This window comes from Methanothermobacter thermautotrophicus (assembly GCF_014889545.1).
Classification (GTDB): domain Archaea; phylum Methanobacteriota; class Methanobacteria; order Methanobacteriales; family Methanothermobacteraceae; genus Methanothermobacter; species Methanothermobacter thermautotrophicus_A.
On sequence record NZ_QKOF01000003.1, the window covers coordinates 53,299 to 76,135 of the forward strand.

Annotated in this window: 31 protein-coding genes; 29 read left to right on the forward strand and 2 right to left on the reverse strand. The window is 51.1% G+C overall.

The features are described from left to right. Positions 1-85: 85 nt before the first annotated feature. Positions 86-955 carry a shikimate dehydrogenase gene (locus DNK57_RS01150; RefSeq protein ID WP_192961407.1) on the reverse strand — a complete coding sequence of 290 codons (870 nt, stop codon included), beginning with the start codon at positions 953-955 and terminating at the stop codon, positions 86-88. Positions 956-1,150: 195 nt separating this feature from the next. Between DNK57_RS01150 and DNK57_RS01155 the strand changes: the two genes are divergently transcribed. From DNK57_RS01155 to DNK57_RS01290, 28 genes are all read left to right on the forward strand, one after another. Then, positions 1,151-1,813: an RNA ligase partner protein gene (locus DNK57_RS01155; protein WP_192961232.1), complete on the forward strand. Its 663-nt coding sequence runs from the start codon at positions 1,151-1,153 to the stop codon at positions 1,811-1,813. Between the two features lie 49 nt (positions 1,814-1,862). After that, complete coding sequence (hisS, locus tag DNK57_RS01160; RefSeq protein WP_192961233.1) at positions 1,863-3,140, forward strand: histidine--tRNA ligase; 1,278 nt, start codon at positions 1,863-1,865, stop codon at positions 3,138-3,140. Position 3,141: 1 nt separating this feature from the next. Then, on the forward strand, positions 3,142-3,531 hold the full coding sequence (gene hisI, locus DNK57_RS01165) for a phosphoribosyl-AMP cyclohydrolase (RefSeq protein ID WP_192961408.1): 390 nt from the start codon (positions 3,142-3,144) through the stop codon (positions 3,529-3,531). Beyond that, complete coding sequence (locus DNK57_RS01170; protein ID WP_192961234.1) at positions 3,532-5,364, forward strand: PINc/VapC family ATPase; 1,833 nt, start codon at positions 3,532-3,534, stop codon at positions 5,362-5,364. A gap of 11 nt (positions 5,365-5,375) precedes the next feature. Beyond that, on the forward strand, positions 5,376-6,119 hold the full coding sequence (locus DNK57_RS01175) for a sugar phosphate isomerase/epimerase family protein (protein WP_192961235.1): 744 nt from the start codon (positions 5,376-5,378) through the stop codon (positions 6,117-6,119). A 66-nt stretch (positions 6,120-6,185) separates the two neighbouring features. After that, entirely contained in the window at positions 6,186-6,866 is a 681-nt protein-coding gene (gene npdG, locus DNK57_RS01180; RefSeq protein ID WP_192961236.1) for an NADPH-dependent F420 reductase, read from the forward strand. 74 nt (positions 6,867-6,940) lie between these two features. After that, on the forward strand, positions 6,941-7,525 hold the full coding sequence (hxlB, locus tag DNK57_RS01185) for a 6-phospho-3-hexuloisomerase (RefSeq protein WP_192961237.1): 585 nt from the start codon (positions 6,941-6,943) through the stop codon (positions 7,523-7,525). A 21-nt stretch (positions 7,526-7,546) separates the two neighbouring features. Next, positions 7,547-8,053, forward strand: a complete 507-nt coding sequence (gene endA / locus DNK57_RS01190; protein ID WP_192961238.1) for a tRNA-intron lyase — start codon at positions 7,547-7,549, stop codon at positions 8,051-8,053. 60 nt (positions 8,054-8,113) lie between these two features. Then, positions 8,114-9,208 carry a tryptophan--tRNA ligase gene (locus DNK57_RS01195; RefSeq protein ID WP_192961239.1) on the forward strand — a complete coding sequence of 365 codons (1,095 nt, stop codon included), beginning with the start codon at positions 8,114-8,116 and terminating at the stop codon, positions 9,206-9,208. Between the two features lie 28 nt (positions 9,209-9,236). Next, a complete protein-coding gene (locus tag DNK57_RS01200; protein ID WP_192961240.1) occupies positions 9,237-9,872 on the forward strand; it encodes a stage II sporulation protein M in 636 nt (211 codons plus the stop codon). Positions 9,873-9,987: 115 nt separating this feature from the next. Further along, positions 9,988-11,193: a threonine synthase gene (gene thrC, locus DNK57_RS01205; RefSeq protein ID WP_192961241.1), complete on the forward strand. Its 1,206-nt coding sequence runs from the start codon at positions 9,988-9,990 to the stop codon at positions 11,191-11,193. Between the two features lie 221 nt (positions 11,194-11,414). Continuing rightward, positions 11,415-11,618 carry a histone HmtB gene (hmtB, locus tag DNK57_RS01210; RefSeq protein ID WP_115892477.1) on the forward strand — a complete coding sequence of 68 codons (204 nt, stop codon included), beginning with the start codon at positions 11,415-11,417 and terminating at the stop codon, positions 11,616-11,618. A gap of 290 nt (positions 11,619-11,908) precedes the next feature. Beyond that, positions 11,909-12,280, forward strand: coding sequence for a 50S ribosomal protein L7Ae (rpl7ae, locus tag DNK57_RS01215; protein WP_192961242.1), 372 nt, complete (start codon positions 11,909-11,911; stop codon positions 12,278-12,280). A 48-nt stretch (positions 12,281-12,328) separates the two neighbouring features. Then, positions 12,329-12,535 (forward strand): 30S ribosomal protein S28e, encoded by a 207-nt coding sequence (locus DNK57_RS01220; protein ID WP_010875895.1) that lies wholly within the window; start codon positions 12,329-12,331, stop codon positions 12,533-12,535. Between the two features lie 18 nt (positions 12,536-12,553). Then, positions 12,554-12,715, forward strand: a complete 162-nt coding sequence (locus DNK57_RS01225) for a 50S ribosomal protein L24e (RefSeq protein ID WP_010875896.1) — start codon at positions 12,554-12,556, stop codon at positions 12,713-12,715. Next, positions 12,712-13,167, forward strand: coding sequence for a nucleoside-diphosphate kinase (ndk, locus tag DNK57_RS01230; protein WP_192961243.1), 456 nt, complete (start codon positions 12,712-12,714; stop codon positions 13,165-13,167). The genes DNK57_RS01225 and ndk overlap by 4 nt, the downstream gene beginning before the upstream one ends. Before the next feature lie 14 nt (positions 13,168-13,181). Beyond that, positions 13,182-14,966, forward strand: coding sequence for a translation initiation factor IF-2 (gene infB, locus DNK57_RS01235; protein WP_192961244.1), 1,785 nt, complete (start codon positions 13,182-13,184; stop codon positions 14,964-14,966). 19 nt (positions 14,967-14,985) lie between these two features. After that, positions 14,986-15,366: a 30S ribosomal protein S6e gene (locus DNK57_RS01240; protein WP_192961245.1), complete on the forward strand. Its 381-nt coding sequence runs from the start codon at positions 14,986-14,988 to the stop codon at positions 15,364-15,366. A gap of 24 nt (positions 15,367-15,390) precedes the next feature. Next, on the forward strand, positions 15,391-16,617 hold the full coding sequence (eif2g, locus tag DNK57_RS01245) for a translation initiation factor IF-2 subunit gamma (RefSeq protein ID WP_192961246.1): 1,227 nt from the start codon (positions 15,391-15,393) through the stop codon (positions 16,615-16,617). A 24-nt stretch (positions 16,618-16,641) separates the two neighbouring features. After that, on the forward strand, positions 16,642-17,001 hold the full coding sequence (locus tag DNK57_RS01250) for a type II toxin-antitoxin system VapC family toxin (protein ID WP_192961247.1): 360 nt from the start codon (positions 16,642-16,644) through the stop codon (positions 16,999-17,001). A 13-nt stretch (positions 17,002-17,014) separates the two neighbouring features. After that, positions 17,015-17,545 (forward strand): inorganic diphosphatase, encoded by a 531-nt coding sequence (locus DNK57_RS01255; RefSeq protein ID WP_192961248.1) that lies wholly within the window; start codon positions 17,015-17,017, stop codon positions 17,543-17,545. A gap of 20 nt (positions 17,546-17,565) precedes the next feature. Further along, positions 17,566-18,120, forward strand: a complete 555-nt coding sequence (rpoE, locus tag DNK57_RS01260) for a DNA-directed RNA polymerase (RefSeq protein ID WP_192961249.1) — start codon at positions 17,566-17,568, stop codon at positions 18,118-18,120. Then, complete coding sequence (spt4, locus tag DNK57_RS01265) at positions 18,117-18,299, forward strand: transcription elongation factor subunit Spt4 (RefSeq protein WP_010875904.1); 183 nt, start codon at positions 18,117-18,119, stop codon at positions 18,297-18,299. Before rpoE ends, spt4 begins: the two co-directional genes overlap by 4 nt. Beyond that, a complete protein-coding gene (locus tag DNK57_RS01270; protein WP_192961250.1) occupies positions 18,299-18,790 on the forward strand; it encodes a GTP-dependent dephospho-CoA kinase family protein in 492 nt (163 codons plus the stop codon). The genes spt4 and DNK57_RS01270 overlap by 1 nt, the downstream gene beginning before the upstream one ends. Before the next feature lies 1 nt (position 18,791). Further along, positions 18,792-19,094, forward strand: a complete 303-nt coding sequence (locus tag DNK57_RS01275; protein WP_192961251.1) for a 30S ribosomal protein S24e — start codon at positions 18,792-18,794, stop codon at positions 19,092-19,094. After that, positions 19,095-19,250 (forward strand): 30S ribosomal protein S27ae, encoded by a 156-nt coding sequence (locus tag DNK57_RS01280; protein WP_010875907.1) that lies wholly within the window; start codon positions 19,095-19,097, stop codon positions 19,248-19,250. An 8-nt stretch (positions 19,251-19,258) separates the two neighbouring features. After that, positions 19,259-20,671 (forward strand): argininosuccinate lyase, encoded by a 1,413-nt coding sequence (argH, locus tag DNK57_RS01285; protein WP_192961252.1) that lies wholly within the window; start codon positions 19,259-19,261, stop codon positions 20,669-20,671. A 191-nt stretch (positions 20,672-20,862) separates the two neighbouring features. Next, entirely contained in the window at positions 20,863-21,003 is a 141-nt protein-coding gene (locus DNK57_RS01290; protein WP_162828722.1) for a DUF3096 domain-containing protein, read from the forward strand. A gap of 21 nt (positions 21,004-21,024) precedes the next feature. Here DNK57_RS01290 and DNK57_RS01295 read toward each other — a convergent pair whose 3' ends face one another. Further along, positions 21,025-22,017 (reverse strand): ATPase, encoded by a 993-nt coding sequence (locus DNK57_RS01295; RefSeq protein ID WP_226890930.1) that lies wholly within the window; start codon positions 22,015-22,017, stop codon positions 21,025-21,027. A 209-nt stretch (positions 22,018-22,226) separates the two neighbouring features. Between DNK57_RS01295 and DNK57_RS01300 the strand changes: the two genes are divergently transcribed. Next, complete coding sequence (locus DNK57_RS01300) at positions 22,227-22,835, forward strand: acyltransferase (protein WP_226890931.1); 609 nt, start codon at positions 22,227-22,229, stop codon at positions 22,833-22,835. Positions 22,836-22,837 lie beyond the last annotated feature (2 nt).

Sequence of the window (22,837 nt, forward strand, 5' to 3'; positions counted from 1 at the left end):
AGTTTTCACTGTCCATGGACCGCGGATCCATCAACTGTGTTTTTCATGGACTGGATCGTTATAGGTTTGTCATCCATCAATATAGTCAATTATCCTGGGACCCCTGATTCGTGTTAAGGGCCCTGCTCAGGGCGTCCTCCATGACATCCAGGGGCGGATCCCTTCCTGTCCAGATCCTGAAGGCCTCAACGCCCTGGTAGAGGAGCATACGGATCCCTGATACGGGAATGGCCGATGCCCTCTCAGCCTCCCGCAGGAGGACCGTCCTCAGGGGGTTGTATACGAGGTCATGGACCACAAGGCCCTCATGCATGAGTTCAGCCTCCACCAGTGGCCGGTCATCTGTGTTGGGATACATGCCCACCGGTGTGGTGTCTATGAGGATATCGGCTGATTTAACGGAGCCGGGGATGAGTTCATAGCCCCCGTATGATGCCTCAAAGCCCAGTTTATCTGCCATGTCCTCTGCGAGGTGCCGGGCCTTCTCAGGGGTCCTGTTCAGTATGGTTATATCCGAGGCTCCCCTCTCTGCAAGCTGGAATGCGCAGGCCCTTGCAGCGCCACCAGCCCCGAGTATGAGGACGGATGAGCCCTCAACGGATGTCACCTCCTCAAGGGCCTTCAAGCACCCGGAAGCATCGGTGTTGTATCCCCTGATGGTTCCGTCATCAAATTTCAGGGTGTTAACAGCACCTATCAGGGCTGCTGTTCCATGGATATCATCAATGTACTCCAGGATGGCCTCCTTGTGGGGTATTGTCACGTTCACTCCCTGCACTCCCATGGCCCTAAGGCCCTCAACCGCTGCCTTGATGTCAGGGGACCTGACAGGGAATGGTACATATACCCAGTCCATCCCGAGGCTTCTGAAGGCAGAGTTGTGCATTATGGGTGAGAGGCTGTGCCCCAGGGGGTGGCCTATGATTCCGGTTACACGGGTTTTTCCAGTTATCAGTTTATCACCCCAGATTATAGGTAATATTATCTAAAGCAGGTGTTGTGTTGCCCAGTAAACTGATTTTTTTACATTTAGCACATGAGCGGCATTTCGGTGAAGGATCTGGTTTTCCTCCTTCCACTTACAATATTTATTTACCATCAGCGATAAATATTCCTTCTGAAGTTACAATAAATCCGGGGAGAGTGTGACATGCTTGCAAAGCAGAGATTTGTACTTGATACAACGGCCTTTACAGATAACCAGCTGCGGGAACTGCTGGGTGACGGCGACCTCAACATTTCGGTTGACAGGATGCTTGACCTCATAGCGAGAAGCAGGATAAAACTCAACATAAGCTGTCACATGCCCCCCATCACCTACAAGGAATTCACAGATTACATGACACGCTACGACTGCCCGGAGGAGACCCTTATAAAGGCCGAGACATGGATAGTTAAGAAGACACCCAACCGCTACGACACCCAGATACCCTCCCAGATATTCTATGAATACGTCCATGATATAAGGGAGAGGATGAACAAGGGCCTCAGAATCTCAGAGACACTGCTCTGGGAGGCAGGCATACAATCCATCATAATGGCCTCCCGTGACGTCAAGAAGACAGAGATAGAGAGCGAGGTGCTTGGGAAGGCCATAAAGGACCTCAGGAAGAAGTACAGGTCAGCCCTCCGGAAGGGGACCCTCGATAGCGCCCCTGACCTTGATGTGCTCCTCCTTGCCAAGGAACTGGGGGCAGGGGTCGTGGCGGCCGATGATGGTATAAGGATCTGGGCTGAGCGACTGGGTCTGAGGTTCCTCAATGCCACATCCTTCCCCAAGATGCTCAAGGAATACCTTAAATATTATGAATGATGAATCTCTCATCATTCCCTTTATCATTTTTACTGGAGGAATTGCTGTCATGGACATATCAAGACCGAGAGGAACAAGGGACTTCCTTTTCGCTGAAATGAGGAACAGGAAAGAGGTTGAAGGCGTACTCAGAAGGACATTCGAGACCTATGGCTACCATGAGATCAAGACACCAATATTTGAGGAACTCAAACTCTTCACAGTCAAATCCGGTGAGGAGGTGGTGAACCAGATCTACCACTTCACCGATAAGGGCGGCCGGGAACTGGCCCTGAGACCTGAACTCACAGCACCCGTGGCAAGGCTCTACATGAATGAGATGCAGAAAAAACCAAAGCCGATAAAGATGTACTACTTCGGGAGCTGCTTCAGATATGAGAGGCCGCAGGCTGGCCGCTTCAGACAGTTCTGGCAGTTCGGATGCGAACTCATAGGTGGAAGCTCTCCCCTTGCAGAGGCTGAGGTCATATCCCTGGCATCCCGGTCCCTCCATGAACTCGGCCTTGACGGATTCGAGGTCCACATAGGGCACCTGGGAATACTCAGGGGGATCCTGGGCAGGGAGGAAATTTCCCCTGGACTGCAGGACAGGATAATGGGTGTCATAGACAAGGGTGACGTGGAAGAACTTGAAGCACTCCTCGGGGAGGTTGAGGTATCTGGAGAAAGCCGGGAACTCCTCATGAAGCTCATAGGTACACAGGGGGGCCCTGAGGTTCTGGACGAGGTTGAAGAATACCTGGGGGGCTACAGTGAATCCCTGGAGGCCCTTGAAGAGTTCAGGAAACTCGTTGAGACCCTCCACTACTTTGGTGTTGAGGACTACCATGTGAACCTGGGGATAGCAAGGGGCCTAGACTACTACACAGGGATAGTATTCGAGATCTACGTGCCGGAACTCGGGGCCCAGAAACAGATATGTGGCGGAGGAACCTACAACCTGGTTGAAACATTCGGTGGGGAGCGGGTCGAATCAACGGGATTCGCCTTCGGCTTTGACAGGCTCATGAACGCCCTGGGAATGGATGAGGAGAACATGAGGATGGTTGATGTCTTCGTGATACCCATACAGGACTCCACTGTCCCTGAGGCCATAAGGATCACCCAGGAGCTCAGGGCTGCAGGGGTATCCGCTGATCTCGAACTCGCGGGCAGGAAGCTCAGGAAGGCCCTCTCACACGCTGACAACCTTGGAGCCAGGTTCGCAGTTCTGACAGGTGAGAGGGAACTCCAGGAGGGTAAGGTGACGGTAAAGGATATGGAGAGGAACTCCCAGGAGACCCTGCCAAGGGATGAGATGGTTGATAAAATCAAAGGGAGATGTTAACATTTTACTTAATTTCAGACATAACATTAATGGTGAAGACCTCATAATTGCAGTTGCACAGGACCACGAGACCGGTGAGGTCCTCATGGTGGCCTACATGAATCGTGAGGCCCTCAGGAGGACCCTTGAAACAGGCACTGCCCACTACTGGAGCACATCCAGGGGCAAGCTGTGGCTGAAGGGTGAAAGCTCAGGCCATGTTCAGCGCGTGAAGGACGTTCTTGTGGACTGTGACGGTGATGCGGTTGTGCTGAAGGTTGAACAGGAGGGTGGGGCCTGCCATACAGGTTACAGGTCCTGCTTCTACCGCAGGATTGATGGAGATGAACTCAGAGTCAGGGAGGACGCCGTGAAGGTCTTTGACCCTGAAGAGATATATGGAGATGGTTAGATGAAGATTGTTCCAGATACAAGTGTTATTGTTGACGGCAGGATCACCGGGATAGTCCAGGAGGACGAGTTCAGGGGCAGTGAGGTGATCGTGCCCGAGGCAGTTGTATCTGAACTCGAATACCAGGCCAACCGTGGAAGGGAGACAGGTTTCAATGGCCTGGAGGAACTGAAGAACCTACAGAAACTCCACAAGGAGAACATAATATCCATGATATTCGTGGGCCGCCGCCCCACAGTGGATGAGATATCCCTCTCAAGGGGTGGTGAGATAGATGCCATGATAAGGTCCACGGCAAGGGAATATGATGCGCTTCTCATAACAAGTGACCGGGTCCAGGCCGAGGTGGGGAAGGCCCAGGGCCTGGACGTCTTCTACATCAAACCGGAGGTTCTGGGGTACGAGGAGCTGGAGATAAGCAGGTACTTCGATGAACACACCATGTCGGTACACCTCAAGGAGAATGTCGTCCCGATGGCCAAGAAGGGCCGGCCAGGTGAAATCCAGCTGGTCGAGATCGATAAAAGACCACTTAAACATTCAGATATAAGCAGGATGGCCCGTGAGATCGTGGAGAGGGCCAAGAGTGATTTCAAGAGCTTCATAGAGATCGAGATGGAGGGCGCCACGGTCGTACAGTTCCGTGAGTACAGGATATCCATTGCAAGACCACCATTCTCAGAGGCCTTTGAGATAACCGCGGTCAGGCCTGTGGCCAGGGTTTCACTGGAGGATTACAGGCTATCAGACAGGCTCGTGGAGAGGCTCAGGGACACAGCCAAGGGCGTGCTCATTGCAGGCGCCCCTGGCGCGGGTAAGAGTACCTTTGCCCAGGCGGTTGCAGAGTTCTACAGCAGGGAGATGAAGGCTGTTGTGAAGACCATGGAGTCACCCAGGGACCTCCAGGTCGGTGATGAGATAACACAGTACGCACCCATTGAGAGGGACATGCAGAAGACAGCAGACATACTCCTCCTTGTGAGGCCCGACTACACCATCTATGATGAACTCAGGAAGACCCGTGACTTCAGGATATTCGCTGATATGAGGCTTGCAGGTGTGGGTATGGTGGGTGTGGTTCACGCCACGAGGCCCATAGACGCAATACAGAGGATCCTTGGAAGGGTCGAGCTGGGTGTCATACCCTCAGTTGTTGATACAACCATATTCATCGAGGACGGGGAGGTTAAGGCCGTCTACGATGTCTCCCTCACCGTGAAGGTGCCCACCGGTATGCAGGAGGCTGACCTTGCAAGGCCGGTCATCGAGATCAGGGACCTTGAGTCAGGGGAACTCATGCATGAGATATACACCTACGGCGAGCAGACGATAGTCATGGACGTCTCAAAGGCCTCCCCTGAAAGGCGCAAACCATCAGCCCACAGGATAGCTGAGAGGGAAATCGAGAGGGAGTTCCGCAGGAGGATCCCCGGTGCAAGGGTTAGGGTTGAACTTGAATCCGATGAACGTGCAAGGGTATGGATAGATGAGAAGTACATACCCCAGGTTATAGGTAAGAAGGGCAAGACCATCGAGGAGATCGAGAACAGCATAGGTATAAGTATCGGCGTGGAACCACTGGAGGAGAGGGAAATCGAGGAGACCGTCAAGGTCCCTGTTGAACTTGCAGGAAATTACGTGGTCCTGAACTTTGGCAGGGACGCTGTTGGAGTATCCTTTGATATACTCGTGGATAACGAGTATCTGTTCACAGCCACCGTAGGGAAGAAGGGGACCATAAAACTCAGAAGGGACATAGAGCTGGCTGAGATCATAATGGAGGCCGTGAAGAAGGGCATACCTGTAAGGGCCAGGGTCAGGCCAGAGGCTTAAAGGGTGGTGTGATGAGGATAGGTGTCTCAACCCTTGCACTCACACCGTCCCCACTGGGGGAGATGCTGGAGTACATCGAGGCCCTGGGGGCTGACTGCTGTGAAATCATATACGAGCACCCCCTCTCTGAGGTGGAGGTCACAGACTCCTACAGCCTTGAATTCACGGTTCACGCCCCAATCTCGGATATCAACATAGCATCCCTCAATGACACCGTAAGGGAGGCCTCAATCAGGGAGGTTGAATCCGCAGTGGACCTTGCAGCTGAACTTGACTCTGAGGTGGTGGTGGTCCACCCGGGCACCGTCCCCTTCCTGGGGAGGCCCTACAGGGACCTTATAGCTGAGAGGAACCTGGAGTCCCTTGCAGCAATATCAGAATACGCATCTGATAGGGGTGTCGGTGTATACCCTGAGAACATGCCCCGCCTGGAGGGGCCGCTGCTCAGGGAACTTGAGGAGCTCTGGGTGGTTGCAGAGGAGCTCGGAATCATGGTAACCCTCGACGCGGCCCACGCAGCCACCATGGGTTACTCCACGGAGGAGATGGTGTCACCCCATGTGGGACATGTCCACCTGTCTGACAACAACGGTGAGGTTGACAGCCACGACGCCCTGGGCGAGGGATCACTGGACATCAAGGCACTCCTGGATGGACTGAAGGGCGCAGGCTACAGTGGAGTCCTCACAGTTGAGGTCAAGACACCTGAAGAGGTTAAACGGAGTGTTGAGTTCCTGAGGGATATTATCCTTTGAGTGTATTGTTCAGTTCTCTGGGAGAATCAGAGTTCACTGGATATTTTGTGGATTAAGGTGATTGTTATGAAGATAGCAGTTATTGGCGGAACAGGAGACCAGGGCCTTGGACTGGCCCTGAGATTTGCATTAGCAGGCGAAGAAGTAATTATAGGTTCAAGGGACGCTGAAAAGGCATCCAAAGCAGCCTCTAAGGTCCTTGAGATCGCTGGAAGGGATGAACTTAGTGTTGAGGGTGCCACCAACCCTGATGCGGCAGCCTCTGCAGATGTGGTGGTGCTCACGGTTCCACTCCAGGCCCAGATGGTTACACTGTCCTCAATAAGGGATCAGGTGAGGGACAAGGTCCTCATAGACGCCACAGTACCCATAGACAGCTGCATAGGAGGCTCAGCAGTCAGGTACATTGACCTCTGGGAGGGTTCAGCGGCTGAGAGGGCTGCAAGGTTCCTCGGTGATCAGGGCACAAGGGTCGCAGCCGCCTTCAACAACATAAGTGCCTCAGCCCTCCTTGAAGTATCTGAGCCAGTGGACTGTGACTGCCTGGTGGCATCAGACCACAGGGATGCCCTTGAAGTTGCAGCTGAACTTGCAGAGAAGATAGAGGGTGTCAGGGCCATTGAATGCGGCGGCCTTGAGAATGCGAGGATCATTGAGAAGATAACCCCACTCCTCATAAACCTCAACATAAAGAACAGGGTGAGGAATGCGGGTATAAGAATCACAAACCTTCCAGATAGGGACTAGGCACAGGTGGCATCAAGATACTCTGCCCAATCCCTCCTGGATTCACAGATCAAATAACGTTCAAGTTGATTGAAATGGAGATACTAAGGAATACTGTTCAGAAGATAGCTAAACACGCCATTGAGGCGATAGACAAGGTTGATGAAGCTGAACTTGAGAGGATGATCTCAAAGATAATGGAGGCAAGATCAGTTTTCATCGTTGGAACAGGCAGATCCGAGCTGATAGGGAAGGCCTTTGCAATGAGGCTCATGCACCTCGGATTCACGGTCCACGTGGTGGGTGACGTTACAACACCTGCCATAAGGGACGAGGACTGCCTGATAGCCATCTCAGGGTCCGGTGAAACCAAGACAGTCACACTGGCGGCTGAGACATCAAGGTCTGTGGGTGCAACGGTGGTGGCTGTGACTGCAACACCTGAGTCAACCCTCACAGGTTACAGTGACGTGGTCATATGCATCCCCAGCAAGACAAAGGAGCCCTGGAAGTACTACACCTCGGGTGTTCTCAGGGGAGAATATGACGACCTCACACCCATGGGCACACTCTTTGAGGACAGCACCCACCTCTTCCTGGACGGCCTCATAGCCGAGTTCATGTCAATCCTTGGAAAGAGGGAGAAGGACCTCAAGGAGAGGCACGCCATAATAGAGTAGTCACTTCAGGGAGGTCTGAGAGTGGAGGGACAGCTCGGGGACGAAGTGGTCACCATAAAGGCCAGCTCCATAGCAAGGAGGCTTCATGGGAAGAGCCACTACGGTAAGATGTATGAGGACAGACTTCAGCTTTCACTCATCGAGGCCGCCTACCTAATGGAGAGGGGTAAACTAAAGCTCATGAAGGACGAAGATGAGGTGTCCCTTGAGGAGTTCATATCCCTCCTCGGTGAACGGGGACTCTACAGCAAGTACCTTGTCTACAGGGACCTCAGGAACAGGGGATACATAGTTAAAACAGGATTCAAGTATGGTGCAGAGTTCAGACTCTATGAGAGGGGAGGGGCTCCGGGCAGGACCCACTCAGCCTACCTTGTGAGGGTGATATCAGAGAATGATACCATCCACGCCCTGGACTTCTCGAGCTATGTGAGGGTGGCCCATGGGGTTAACAAGAAGCTTCTCATGGCCTTCCTCGACGATGAGGAGGACATAACCTACTACCTTGTTGACTGGATAAGACCATGAAGTGCCGCTAATCAGGCTTTAGCAGGAAACCATGAAATAACGGTGCTGCAGGTGATATGATTGATAGACCCTTGGGGATCAGCAAACCTTGAATACCAGGATCTTATTGAGAACTTCGGCGTCAGACCCTTCAGTGAGGTCCTTGACCAGCTACCCGAACCATGCTGGCTCATGAGGAGGGGCATAATCTTCGGGCACAGGGACTACGATAGGATAGTCAGTGCCATGAGGAAGGGCCAGGACTTTGCGGTTGTAACAGGGATGATGCCAAGCGGAAGGATGCACATAGGCCACAAGATGATCGTGGATCAGCTCAGATGGTACGACAGGATGGGGGCCGAGATATTCATACCCATAGCAGACATGGAGGCCTACTCAGCCAGGGGGGTGGACTTTGAGGACTCAAGGAGGATAGCAGTGGAGGAGTACATTGCAGGGTACATGGCCCTTGGACTTGACCTTGAGAAGGATAACATACACGTCTACCTCCAGTCAGAGAACCTACTGGTGGAGGACCTTGCCTACGTCCTCGCAGGGAAGGTCAACTTCAATGAGCTCAGGGCCATCTATGGCTTCAGCGGATCCACCAGCATGGCCCACATGTACGCCCCCATCATACAGGTTTCAGACATCCTGCACCCGCAGCTGGAGGAACTGGGGGGCCCCAGACCCGTCCTTGTCCCTGTTGGCCCGGACCAGGACCCCCATATAAGGCTGACCAGGGATATAGCAGCCAGGTTCAGGGAGAAGTATGGATTCATCCTCCCATCATCGACATACCACAGGTTCATGGGGGGACTGACCGGGGGTAAGATGTCAAGCAGCAGGCCAAAATCCGCCATATTCCTGAGCGACACACCTGAGGAGGCCGAGGAGAAGATAAGGAACGCCAAGACAGGGGGGAGGGAGACCCTGAAGGAGCAGAGGGAACTCGGTGGGGTCCCTGAGGAGTGCATAATATATGAGACCCTCCTCTACCACATGTCAGGTTCAGACTCCAGACTCCAGGAGATCTATGAGTCATGCAGAAACGGTACACTTATGTGTGGTGAGTGCAAAAATAATACTGCAGAGTTTATCAGGAAGTTCTTTGAGGAACTTTCAGTGAAAAGGGAGAAGGCCCTTCCTGCTGCCAGAAGGATTCTTGAGGGATGAAAATGGGAGATCTGATGGGGGCTCGAAGATGAGAGGGAAGGAGAAATATGAGGGCACCCTGAGTTACCTTATGAGGAACAATGAGACCTTTCTAATGGCATCAACCTTCCTCTTCCTCATATCCCTCTTTGGAGGGTATCTGTTCTCGGGATCCATTGGGGACCTTATAAGGCCTCTCATGGATGAGTTTAGGAGGAGCGTGGCCGAGGGTGAGATTAAGCTTTCAACGGCATCCATATTCATCCACAACCTCCAGGCTGCTCTTCTGATATATGGTGGAGGTTTGCTTCTAGGTGTTTTCACGGCCCTCTTCCTTATTGTGAACGGCCTGTTCATAGGATTCTTTGCATCCCAGGTGCCACTGGGGGATTTCATCTTCCTTACACTGCCCCACGGGATATTTGAGATCCCTGGTCTCATAATCGCAGGGGCCGCCGGTTTCAGGCTTGCAAGTTTTGTCTACCACCTCTTCAGTGACATGCTGACAGAGACATGGTACGGTTCCTTCACTGAGAGGCTGACCCACTTCCTTGGCAGAAACCAGGATGAGCTTGTGGAGTCACTGCTTCTCTTTGGGGTGGGGATAATCTTCCTAGTTGTTGCAGCATTTGTGGAGGCGAACCTCACACTGGGGATATACAGCTACATAAAGGGTTCCATATAATGGTCTTTATAACAGTAATGACAGACAAATGAGGTGGACGCCGGATCCATTGCTGATCCTGAGATTTACTGAATGTGAGAGAATTATTCCTATTAATAGAGTGGATGGTGAATCTGTGATAAGGTGCATATCATGCGGTAGAGAGTACCCTCTGGATGAGATCATATACACCTGCAGGGAGTGCGGGTCAGTACTTGAAGTTGAATGTGACGTTGAGGTCTCAAGGGATGTCTTCAGGGGCAGAAGGCAGAACATGTGGAGGTACAGGGAGTTCATGCCTGTGGACCCCTCCAGGATAGTCAGCCTTGATGAGGGGGGAACACCCTTTGTCAGGTGTGACACCATAGGATCTGAACTCGGTGTTGAGCTCTACGTGAAGGTTGAGGGATCCAATCCCACAGGGAGCTTCAAGGACAGGGGGATGAGTGTGGGGATCACAAAGGCCCTTGAACTTGGAGTGGATACCGTGGGCTGCGCCTCAACCGGTAACACCTCAGCCTCACTTGCAGCCTACGCTGCCAGGGCAGGAATGGGCTGCGTGGTTCTCCTCCCATCAGGTAAGGTTGCCCTGGGTAAACTTGCCCAGGCAATGTTCCACGGGGCCAGGGTCCTCTCGGTGAAGGGGAACTTTGACGAGGCCCTTGAGGCTGTTACAGAACTTGCGCTGATGGGTGAACTGTACCTCCTCAACTCCGTGAACCCCTTCAGGCTTGAGGGTCAGAAATCAATAGGCTTTGAGATAGTGGACGACCTCGGCTGGGAGTCTCCGGACCGCATCATACTGCCTGTGGGGAATGCCGGTAACATTTCAGCCATATGGAAGGGTATCTCAGAGTTCCACAGGGCAGGGTTCATAGATGAGAGGCCAATGATGACCGGTATACAGGCTGAGGGGGCTTCTCCGGTGGTCGACGCCTTCAGGAAGGGTAAGATGGAGATTGAACCGGTCAGGGACCCTGAAACGGTTGCAACGGCCATAAGGATAGGGGCCCCTGTTAGCTACCTCAAGGCCCTCCGGGCCATCTATGAATCCGATGGTTATGCTGAATCTGTGACCGATGAGGAGATACTCTCGGCCCAGAAACTCCTTGCAAGGAGGGAGGGTATAGGTGTTGAGCCGGCATCAGCGGCATCCATTGCAGGGCTCATAAAACTCGTTGATGAGGGTGTTGTTGACAGGGGTGAACGTGTGGTCTGTGTTGTAACTGGCCATGTACTCAAGGATCCTGACACTGCCATAAAGGCATCAACGGAACCAGTTGAGGTAGAACCTGATATAAATCAGTTAAAATCCATTATAAGGGGTATGGGCTCATCCTAGCCCCCCTATTTTTTGAAAACAGTTTTCTCTTTTTTAAGCTTTTCTATTTTTCATTGGGCAACATTGGGTTAATCTCTAACCCTCCAAGCACTTGTGGATATAGTGCTGGGTTGAAGGTGCCCCATGCACCAACCAATGGCTCAGAAAAACCTTAAAATTAGCGATATATTTATATAGGATTATATGGATAGATAATATCACATAAAATGAGGTGGTTAATTATGGAATTGCCAATAGCTCCAATTGGAAGAATAATAAAGAATGCCGGTGCAGAGAGGGTAAGTGATGATGCAAGGGAGGCCCTTGCAAAGGTCCTTGAAGCAAAGGGTGAAGAAATAGCTGAAAACGCCGTTAAACTTGCAAAACACGCTGGAAGGAAGACGGTTAAAGCTTCAGACATTGAACTGGCAGTTAAAAGGATGTAACGCTCATTTGCATCCCCCATTCCTTCCCTTTTTAATTGGCGGCAAAACTTTATATGTGATGAGGCTTTAATTTCTATTAATCCTTGTTTTCCTGGGTGTCTCACGGGATGATCCGGGATAATTCAGAATACGATTTCTCATGAAAATCTGTATCCAGCAAGTTTTATATACCGAGAACATATAAAGGTACTCACCCACTTCATGTTAATCCATAACTTGGATTATTGATCCAGATTGGTGTAATTACCGATGGATGGTAGAAAAACCAGATGAAAAAGGAGGTAAACAGCATGGCAAAAGCAATATACGTGAAATTTGATGTACCAAAGGAGCTGGCTGACAAGGCCGCAGAGGCACTTGAAATAGCCAGGGAGACAGGTAAAGTATCCAAGGGTACAAATGAGGTCACCAAGGCTGTCGAGAGGGGAGTTGCCCAGCTCGTATTAATAGCTGAGGACGTTGAACCTGCAGAGATCGTTGCCCACCTTCCACTCCTCGCCGAGGAAAAGGAGATACCCTACATATACATCCCAACAAAGGATGAACTGGGTGCAGCCGCAGGTCTGAACGTTGGAACAGCATCATCAGCCATCATTGAGGCAGGCGACGCCGAGGACCTCATAAAGGAAATAATCGAAAAGGTCGAAGAACTCAAAAAATAGATGAAAGGCATTAAAAGCCTTTCAATTTCAATTTAATAAGGTGATTTAATGGATGACGCAACTCCAGCAGAGGTTATTGAGGTTCTCAAGAGAACCGGGATGACTGGAGAGGTAATGCAGGTTAAATGCAGGATCCTTGACGGAAGAGATAAGGGAAGGATACTGACAAGGAACGTTATGGGTCCCATAAGGGAAGGCGACATCCTGATGCTCCTCGACACCATCCGAGAGGCAAAGGAAATAAGGACCCCATAATCAGGCAGGTGTTTACCAATGAGAGTCTGTTCATTCTGCCATGAAGAAATAGAGCCGGGTACTGGCAAGATGTACGTTAAAAGGGACGGTACAATCTATTTCTTCTGCAGCAGCAAATGCGAGAAAAACATGATAAAACTGGGAAGGGTTCCAAGAAAAGTTAAATGGGTTAAAAAATGATGGAAAAAAGCTTTGTAATGTTAAAACCTGACGCAGTAAAAAGGCGCCTCGCAGGAAGGATAATATCCAGATTCGAGGATAAGGGACTCAAGATAGTTGCCTTCAAGATGCTGCAGATCCCTGAGGACCTTGCAATGGAGCACTACCAGGAACACAGGGAAAAGCCCTTCTTCAGGGACCTGGTGGACTACATAACATCAGCACCAGTCATTGCAATGGTCATCGAGGGCAGGGACTGCATCTCACTCATAAGGAAGATGGTTGGAGCAACCAACCCTGCAGAGGCAGACCTCGGGACAATCAGGGGAGACTTCGCCCTTGAAACAGGTAGAAACATAATACACGCTTCAGATTCTCCAGAATCAGCCGAAAGGGAGATTAAACTTTTCTTTGATGAATCGGAAATTTGCAGTTACGAGATGCCTGATAGAGAAATGATATACGAGGAATAAACGCGGAGATTCCAATGAAGATCAGATCACCCATCGTCTCAGTACTCGGACACGTGGATCACGGGAAAACCACACTCCTTGACCATATAAGAGGCAGTGCAGTTGCCTCAAGGGAGGCTGGTGGTATAACCCAGCACATAGGGGCCACAGAGATACCCATGGATGTCATTGAGGGGATCTGCGGAGACTTCCTCAAAAAATTCTCGATCAGGGAAACACTACCAGGACTCTTCTTCATAGACACACCAGGACATGAGGCATTCACAACCCTCAGAAAACGTGGAGGAGCCCTGGCGGATCTTGCAATACTCATAGTCGATATAAATGAGGGATTCAAACCCCAGACACAGGAGGCCCTCAACATCCTCAGGATGTACAGGACACCCTTCGTGGTGGCTGCAAACAAGATAGACAGGATCCATGGATGGAGGGCCCACGAGGGACGCCCCTTCATGGAGACCTTCAGCAAACAGGACATCCAGGTCCAGCAGAAACTTGACACAAAGGTCTATGAACTTGTGGGTAAACTCCATGAGGAGGGCTTTGAATCAGAGAGATTCGACAGGGTCACAGACTTCGCCTCACAGGTCAGCATAATACCAGTAAGTGCCATAACAGGCGAGGGCATACCTGAACTCCTCACCATGCTCATGGGACTTGCACAGCAGTACCTCAGGGAGCAGCTCAAAATCGAGGAGGATTCCCCTGCCAGGGGCACCATCCTGGAGGTGAAGGAGGAGACAGGCCTCGGCATGACCATAGACGCCGTAATATATGATGGGATACTCAGAAAGAACGACACCATAGCCATGATGACGTCAAAGGATGTCATATCCACAAGGATAAGGTCACTCCTCAAACCAGGGCCCCTTGAGGAGATGAGGGAATCCAGGAAGAAATTCCAGAAGGTCGATGAGGTCGTTGCAGCAGCAGGTATAAAGATAGTGGCACCTGGCATCGATGACGTCATGGCAGGCTCACCCCTAAGGGTTGTAACCGACCCTGAGAAGGTGAGGGAGGAGATACTCAGCGAAATCGAGGACATCAAGATAGACACCGATGAGGCAGGCGTCGTGGTGAAGGCAGACACCCTGGGGTCACTTGAGGCTGTGGTCAAGATCCTCAGGGACATGGATGTCCCCATAAAGGTGGCAGACATAGGGGACGTCTCAAGGAGGGACGTGGTGAATGCAGGCATAGCCCTCCAGGAGGACAGGGCCTACGGGGCCATAATAGCCTTCAATGTTAAGGTGATACCCTCAGCAGCCCAGGAACTCAAAAACTCAGACATAAGGCTCTTCCAGGGCAACGTCATCTACAGGCTCATGGAGGAATATGAGGAATGGGTCAGGGGCATTGAGGAGGAGAAGAAAAAGAAATGGATGGAAGCCATCATAAAACCTGCAAGCATAAGGCTCATACCCAAGCTGGTCTTCAGGCAGAGCAAGCCAGCCATTGGAGGAGTTGAGGTCCTTACAGGCGTCATAAGGCAGGGCTACCCCCTCATGAACGAGGATGGAGAGACAGTGGGTACCGTGGAGAGCATGCAGGACAAGGGTGAAAACCTCAAATCAGCCTCACGCGGCCAGAAGGTTGCAATGGCTATAAAGGATGCTGTTTACGGTAAGACGATCCATGAGGGAGATACACTCTACGTTGACATACCCGAAAACCACTACCACATCCTTAAAGAACAGCTCTCAGGGGATCTGACAGAAGAGGAAATTGATCTCCTGGATAAGATAGCTGAAATCAAGAGGAAGAAGAATCCTGACTGGGGAATGAAGGCACCATTTTAAAATATAAGGAGGAGATATATTGGCATTTAAGGTTGTGATTTCAGACAAGGAGAAGAGTGTCCAGATGGAGGTCGACCCATCAGAGTCCAGGGGCCTCATTGGCCTCACCATAGGCGACGAATTCGATGGATCAATAATAGGCCTCAAGGGATACAAACTGAAGATCACAGGTGGAAGCGATAAGAACGGTTTCCCGATGAAGAAGACAGTGCCCGGTGCAAGGAGGATAAGGAGCCTTGTATCAGGCGGTGTGGGCTATAAACCCAGACGCGACGGCGAGAGAAGAAGAAAAACCTTCAGGGGAAACACGATATCCGATGACATAGTCCAGATAAACACCGTTGTCATTGAGAAGGGTGAGAAACCACTCGAAGAACTTCTTGGCGCCGATGAGGAATAATAAAAGAGTTTATAGGTGTAATCTGTGAAAAATCAATCCGAAATAAACATTGGTCTTGTGGGGCACGTGGACCATGGTAAAACAACCCTTACAAAGGCACTTTCAGGTGTCTGGACCGACACACACAGCGAGGAAACCAAGAGGGGCATCTCCATACGTCTGGGTTATGCTGATATAACCTTCAGGAAGTGCCCGCAGTGCGAAGCCCCCATGTGCTATACAACGGCGGAGATATGTGAGAGGTGCGGCACAGAGACAGAGCTCCTCAGGAAGGTTTCCTTCGTGGATGCCCCGGGCCATGAAACCCTGATGGCTACCATGCTCTCTGGAGCAGCCCTGATGGACGGCGCCATACTCGTGATAGCTGCAAACGAACCATGCCCCCAGCCCCAGACAAAGGAGCACCTCATGGCCCTCGATGTTATAGGGGTGAAGGACGTCATCGTCGTCCAGAACAAGATAGACATAGTTTCAAAGGAGAGGGCACTTGAGAGCTACAGAGAGATCAAGGAGTTCGTGAAGGGTACCTGCGCTGAGGATGCACCTATAATACCGGTATCTGCTCAACAGGGCGCCAACATTGATATTCTCATCGAAACCATTGAGGAGAGAATCAAAACTCCTGAGAGGGATGTTGATAAACCTGCCAGGATGTACGTTGCCAGGTCCTTTGATATAAACAAACCTGGCGCAGACCCTGAACACCTTGCAGGAGGAGTTATAGGGGGCTCACTGGTCCAGGGCAGGCTCAGGGTTGGAGACGAGATAGAGATAAGACCCGGCATACAGGTCAAGAAGGACGGTAAGCAGTCCTGGATGAGTCTGCACTCCACCGTCACAGGCCTCGTTGCCGGTGGAGAGGAGATGGAAGAGGTTGGACCCGGCGGACTCGTGGGTGTCGGGACACTCCTGGATCCAGCCCTCACCAAGGCGGACTCACTCTCAGGGTCAGTTGCCGGGGAGCCAGGCACACTGCCACCTGTAAGGCACTCATTCACAATGGAGACACACCTCCTTGAGAGGGTTGTCGGTACCAAGGAGGAGACCAAGGTGGAACCCATAAAGACAGGGGAACCCCTCATGATAAACGTGGGTACCACAACCACCGTGGGTGTTGTCAAATCTGCCAGGGCAGATGATGCTGACGTGGTCCTCAAACTCCCTGCATGCGCAGAGGAGGGTCAGAGGATAGCCCTCTCCAGGCGTGTTGGTGCAAGATGGAGGCTGATAGGATATGGTATCATCAAATAGGGTGGTCATAGACACCAATTTTTTATGATACCCTACCAGTTCAGAGTCGACATCGTATCCGAGCTCCGGAGACTCTTCCCAAAACAGGACATTCTTGTCCCATCCTTCGTCATGGGGGAACTTGAAGGTATAAAGAGGCATTCAGGCGGCGATGCGAGGATAGCCGCGTCCATTGGGATGGCACTCGCAAATAAACCCCCCTTCAGGGTTGTTGAGGAGGAACTCCTTGAAGGCGAAACTGTTGACGATGCGCTTCTCCGGATCTCAGATGTCCTCTGCACCAGCGACCGGGAACTCAGAAGAAGGGCAAGGTCGAGGGGGATACCCGTTGTTTATCTGAGGCAGAAAAGATATCTTGAAGTGGATGGGCATATATTGGAGTAGGAGGTTTACTACTATGAATCTTTGGAAAGATATTGAACCGGGACCATCAGTACCCGAGGTTGTCTATGCAGTTGTTGAAATACCAAAGGGTTCAAGGAACAAATATGAATACCACAAGGATCTTCAGGCATTTGCCCTTGACAGGGTACTATACTCAACAGTATTCTACCCTGCAGAGTACGGTATAATACCACGGACGCTCTACGATGATGGTGACCCCATGGACATCCTTGTACTCATGGATGAACCAACATTCCCGGGGTGCATAATAGAGTCAAGGCCCATCGGTCTTTTAAGGATGATCGATGGGGGCGACCAGGACGATAAGATCCTGGCAGTGCCTGTGGCTGACCCACACTTCACCGATGTAAAGGACATCTCAGACATACCGGAGCATAACCTCAAGGAGATAGCAAACTTCTTTGAGACCTACAAGAAACTCGAAGGTAAAAAAACAGAGATAATCGGATGGGAGGGCGCTGAAAAGGCATTTGAAGCAGTCAACCACTCCATAGAACTCTACAGTGAAAAATACATGGAGTAATTCTTTAATGGGGGATCCCATTGTATTATGTAACACAGATTGTTGATACAGTCAGAATACCTCCAGACCGCTTTGAGGAGCCACTGGAGGAGGTCGCCATAGAGGTTCTAAACGAGACCTACGTTGGGAGGATGGACAGGAACCTCGGGCAGCTGATAACCGTCAAAGAGATAGAAGAGATAGGTATAGGGAAGGTTATAATGGGTGACGGTGCTGCCTACCATGAGGTGACCTTCACAGCCCTCTTCTTCAAACCTGAACTCCACGAAATCGTTGAGGGTGAAGTGATAGAGATAGCAGAGTTCGGAGCCTTCGTGCGCATAGGCCCTGTGGACGGTCTGGTGCACGTTTCACAGGTAACCGATGACTACATAACCTACGACCCCAAGAAGGGCTCCCTCACAGGTAAGGAGTCAGGAAGACGCCTCGACGAGGGCGACCTTGTAAGGGCGAGGATAGTGGCCCTCAGCCTCAAGGGCCGAAGGGAGGGCGTAAAGGTGGGCCTCACCATGAGGCAGCCTGGCCTTGGAAAATTTGAATGGATTGAAGAAGAGAAGAGGAAGAGTAAAAAATGACTGAGAAGGCATGCACAAGGTGTAAGAGAATCACCAGTGACGAAAGATGCCCGGTCTGCAATGTCCCGGCATCCACCAACTGGAGCGGACTCCTCATAATAATCGATCCAGACAAATCAGATATAGCCAGGGAGCTCAACATAACCCTGCCTGGTGAATATGCGCTGAGGGTCAGATAGTGTACATACTGCCAGAGGAACTTAGGGCGGAGCTCAAGAGGCCACTTGGAGAGCTCCACAGATCATTCAGTGACGTTGATGTTGGGGACTCATTCCTCATAACCGTTGGTGACGTCACAACACGCAATGCACTGGAGCATGGCCTTAAACCCGATGTCAGCATAATAGATAACAGGATCCAGAGAAGGGACTCTGAACATGAATTCAGGGATACAGCAACCATTCTCAGATCCAGGAACCCGCCGGGTACAGTGACAGAGAGCCTCTGGAAATCCATCGAAGAGGCCATAGAGGGCGCCACAGGAAGAGGAGAGCGCTTCATGATAGTTGTTGACGGCGAGGAGGACCTTGCCGTTTTACCATCAATAATTCTCGCCCCACCCGACACAGTGATCCTCTACGGACAACCAGATGAGGGCGTTGTGCTGGTGAGGGCCGGTGAAACATCCAGTAAGGCTGAAGAACTCATGAAAAAATTTGAGGAGGCATAAAATGGAAATTAACATAATCGAGGAAAAGGAAAACCCACTCTTAAACAGGAAGGAGATAAGGTTTGAATGCTTATACGAGGGTGAATCAACCCCAAAGGTCCTTGAAGTTAAGAACAAACTCGTTGCAATGCTTGACGCTGATAAGGACCTTCTCGTGGTTGACAAGATCGACCAGGGTTTCGGTGAACCGAGGGCAGCAGGATATGCCAAGATCTATGAGTCAGCTGAGAAACTCGCCGAGATAGAACCTGAACACGTAATAAAGAAGAACACTGAGGCATCAGAGGAAGAGGAGGAGGAATAGATGAAAAAATTTGAGCTCTACGAGGTCAAGGACGGTAAACTCGTTAGGAAGAACCCCTTCTGCGTAAGGTGCTCAAACGGTGTCTTCATGGCAGACCATGGGGACAGGTACGCCTGCGGTAAATGCGGATACACCGAATGGAAAAACAGGGAATAGGTGGAAACTTGAACCTGAGGGCTGGGAGATTGAATAGGGGCATGGAGGATGAGGCCGCCGAGTTCACCTCGTCCCTGACATTTGACCACCACATATTTGAGGCCGACATCGAGTGTAACATGGCCCATACACGCATGCTGGCCCATGAGGGTATAATCCCTGAGGAAGTGGCCGCTAAAATCATAGAAGCCCTTGAGAACCTCAGGGAGGAGGGTATCGAGGCCCTCGACATGGACCCGTCCGTCGAGGACATACACATGGCCCTCGAGAACTACGTCACGGCCAGGATCGGTGAAGAGGCAGGATTCATGCACACAGGCAAATCCCGTAACGATCAGGTCGCAACCGATCTCAGACTGGCCCTCAGGGATAGGATAAGGACCATAAGCCTTGAACTCCTTGATTTTATTGACAGGATCTCAGACCTTGCCCTTGATCACACCGAGACAGTCATGGTGGGCTACACCCACCTTCAGCATGCCCAGCCAACAACCCTCGGCCACCACCTCATGGCCTACGCCAGCTCCCTCAGGAGGGACTACGAGAGGCTCCAGGACACACTTAAGAGGGTTGACCAGAACCCCCTGGGATCCGCTGCCATGACAACAACCAGCTTCCCCATAAACAGGGAACTCACAACTAGGCTCCTTGGGTTCTCAGATTACATGAAAAACTCCATGGACGCCGTCAGTGCAAGGGACTTTATAGCAGAGACGGTATTCGACCTCTCAATGCTGGCAGTGAACCTCAGCAGGATCGCAGAGGAGATGATACTCTGGAGCACCTACGAGTTTGGAATCTTGGAGATACCCGATGAGTTTTCATCAACATCATCCATCATGCCCCAGAAGAAGAACCCTGATGTTGCTGAGATAGCCCGTGCAAAGACCTCCACCGTCCAGGGAGAACTTGTAGCCATCCTTGGAATCATGAAGGCACTCCCCTACACCTACAACAGGGACCTCCAGGAGATAACACCCCACCTCTGGAGGGCCGTAGACACGACACACTCAATGATCAGGGTTGTAAGGGGGATGCTACTGGACATCAGGGTTAACAGGGAGCGGGCCCTTGAACTTGCGGGTGCCAACTTCGCAACAGCCACAGACCTTGCAGACATCATAGTGCGTGAGCGGGGCCTACCCTTCAGGGTGGCCCACAGGATAGTGGGAAGGCTCGTTACGAGGGCCATTGAGGACGGTCTTGAACCAGGTGATGTGGATTCCGCTTACCTCGATGAGGTCAGCATGGAAGTCACAGGGAGAAAACTTGAACTTAACCCCGAACTTGTTGAGAGGGCCCTGGACCCCCTTGAGAACGTCAGGATGAGGAGGATACCCGGTGGACCCGCCCCGGAGATGGTTAAGGTGGCGGTTGAGGAGATGAAGTCCTTCGTTGAATCTGAGAGGGCGGAGGATTGATATTCTATCGAGATTTTCCAGAAATGGTTTCCTTTAATTCCTATGGGACCTTCCCGGCGATTTAAGCTAGATGATTTTTATTTATCTGAAGCATTTTTACTGAGGATCTTAGCAGGTTCAGCCTATTTTTTTCATTTATCTGACCATTTTCCAGAAATTTTTATATATCCTTTTTGACAGATAATTATTACATGGAATCTGAAAACGAAAACAGGATAGTGGGACTCCTTGCAGTGCTGATAGGTATACTGATGATAATCTACCCCCAGCTGGTTGGCTACCTCGTGGGAATATTCCTCATAATCTACGGGGTACTTAAGATATTCGGCTGAGGGTGATTGGATTCAGGGAGTTCAGATGCTCCAGATGAGGTCAAGGGCCTCGCCGGGTTCAAGGACACCTGCCCTCGTCTCCCGGAGGACCCTCTGGATGGAGTAGCGCCTGAGGTGTGGATGCCTCCGGTGCACCTCCCCCACCAGGGGACAGCCGAACCTCATGGAGGACCTCACACCATGGGCCGATGCCACTGATCTAACCTCCTGCTTCGAAGCCGCGAAGAGGGCAGGCATGTTCACCCTGAGGATGCCATCGTCCACATTGACCGACTGATAGCCAGTGGAGAGAAGGTCACCGAATATTACGGTGTCAATTCCCATATCCTTTATTTTATCCATAACTGCATTCTCAATCAGTCCTGAACAGCGCCCACATGGGTGGAATCTCCCATCAAGGGCTCCGATCTGGATATCACCCAGCTCTGCCTCTATGTACTCATGCCTCACTCCGAGGAGACCTGAGAGTTCCTCCACGGATCTCCTTAGGTGACCTGGAAGTATGATTGTGCCGGGGTCAACTGTGAGGGCAACTGCTTTCAATCCAAGTTTAACCGCGGCTATGAGTGAGAATGAACTGTCCACCCCACCCGATAGTGCCACAGCCACCTCGGGACCATCAGAGTATGGTTTAACAAGGTCAAGTATTAATTCGAGATCTGATGGATACTCCAGGCGCATTTTAAGGGGTTCCTCAAGTATTTTCAGGGCCCTGAATGATCCTTCAAGTTCACTGATCCTCTCAAGGGCAAGGCCAACCCTGTGCCTCCTTATGATGATGTCGGTCTCTGCTTCAACATGGACCCTCCCGACACCCAGCTTTTCCCGCAGCTTACCGACCACCCAGCCACCCTTACCTATTATAGCTGACTTATCGGAGCGATCGGGTGCAACGATTAGGAGACTGTCTTTTTTCTCATTGAAGATAACATCAACTATCCGTATATCCGAATCTCCATGACCTATGCCCTTCCGGATATCCCTTATCATCTCTGCAAGTTCATCTGCATCCATGAGAATACTTCCCGCCTTAACATGTATCTGTTGGAGGATTTCAGTTCAACACAAAATATATTATGGGCGCCGCCGATATTAATATATAAGATGATTGTGAGTGGTTTGAAAAAAATGCTGTTACGGGATCTGCAGCAGGTGATGGCCAAAACCTTCTGAGGGATGGCAGCGGATCTGCTTAAAAATCTCACCGGGGGATGAATAGTAAGATGCCAAACATAAAAAGTCTTCTTTTTGGTGACCAGGAAGATGAATGGGGTTATAAAAGGGAAAGTGAGAACATAATTGTGGGTTATGGCTATAAGAAGTTCAGCAAACCCCCTGTTATAGGTAAGAACCCCCTGCTCCGCTCAAACACCGTCATATACAATGATGTCACCATCGGTGATAACCTCAGAACAGGGCACAATGTCCTCATAAGGGAGAAGACAACCATAGGCGATGATGTCCTCATAGGTACCAACACCGTCATCGAGGGCCACTCCAGGATAGGGAGCAATGTTAGCATACAGTCTAATGTTTACCTGCCCAAGAACAGCTACATAGAGGACAACGTGTTCATAGGTCCCTGCGCATGCTTCACCAATGACCGCTACCCCATAAGGGTCAAGTACAAGCTGAGGGGACCAATAATAAGGCAGGGAGCATCCATAGGTGCCAACTCAACCTTCCTTTCAAGGATTGAGGTTGGTGAGGGTGCCATGGTGGCTGCTGGCGCGGTTGTAACAAGGAACGTCCCGCCATGGTCCCTTGCAATAGGGGCACCGGCACGTATAAAGGCCCTCCCAGCGAAGCTGAGGGTTCCCAATAACATCTGAAG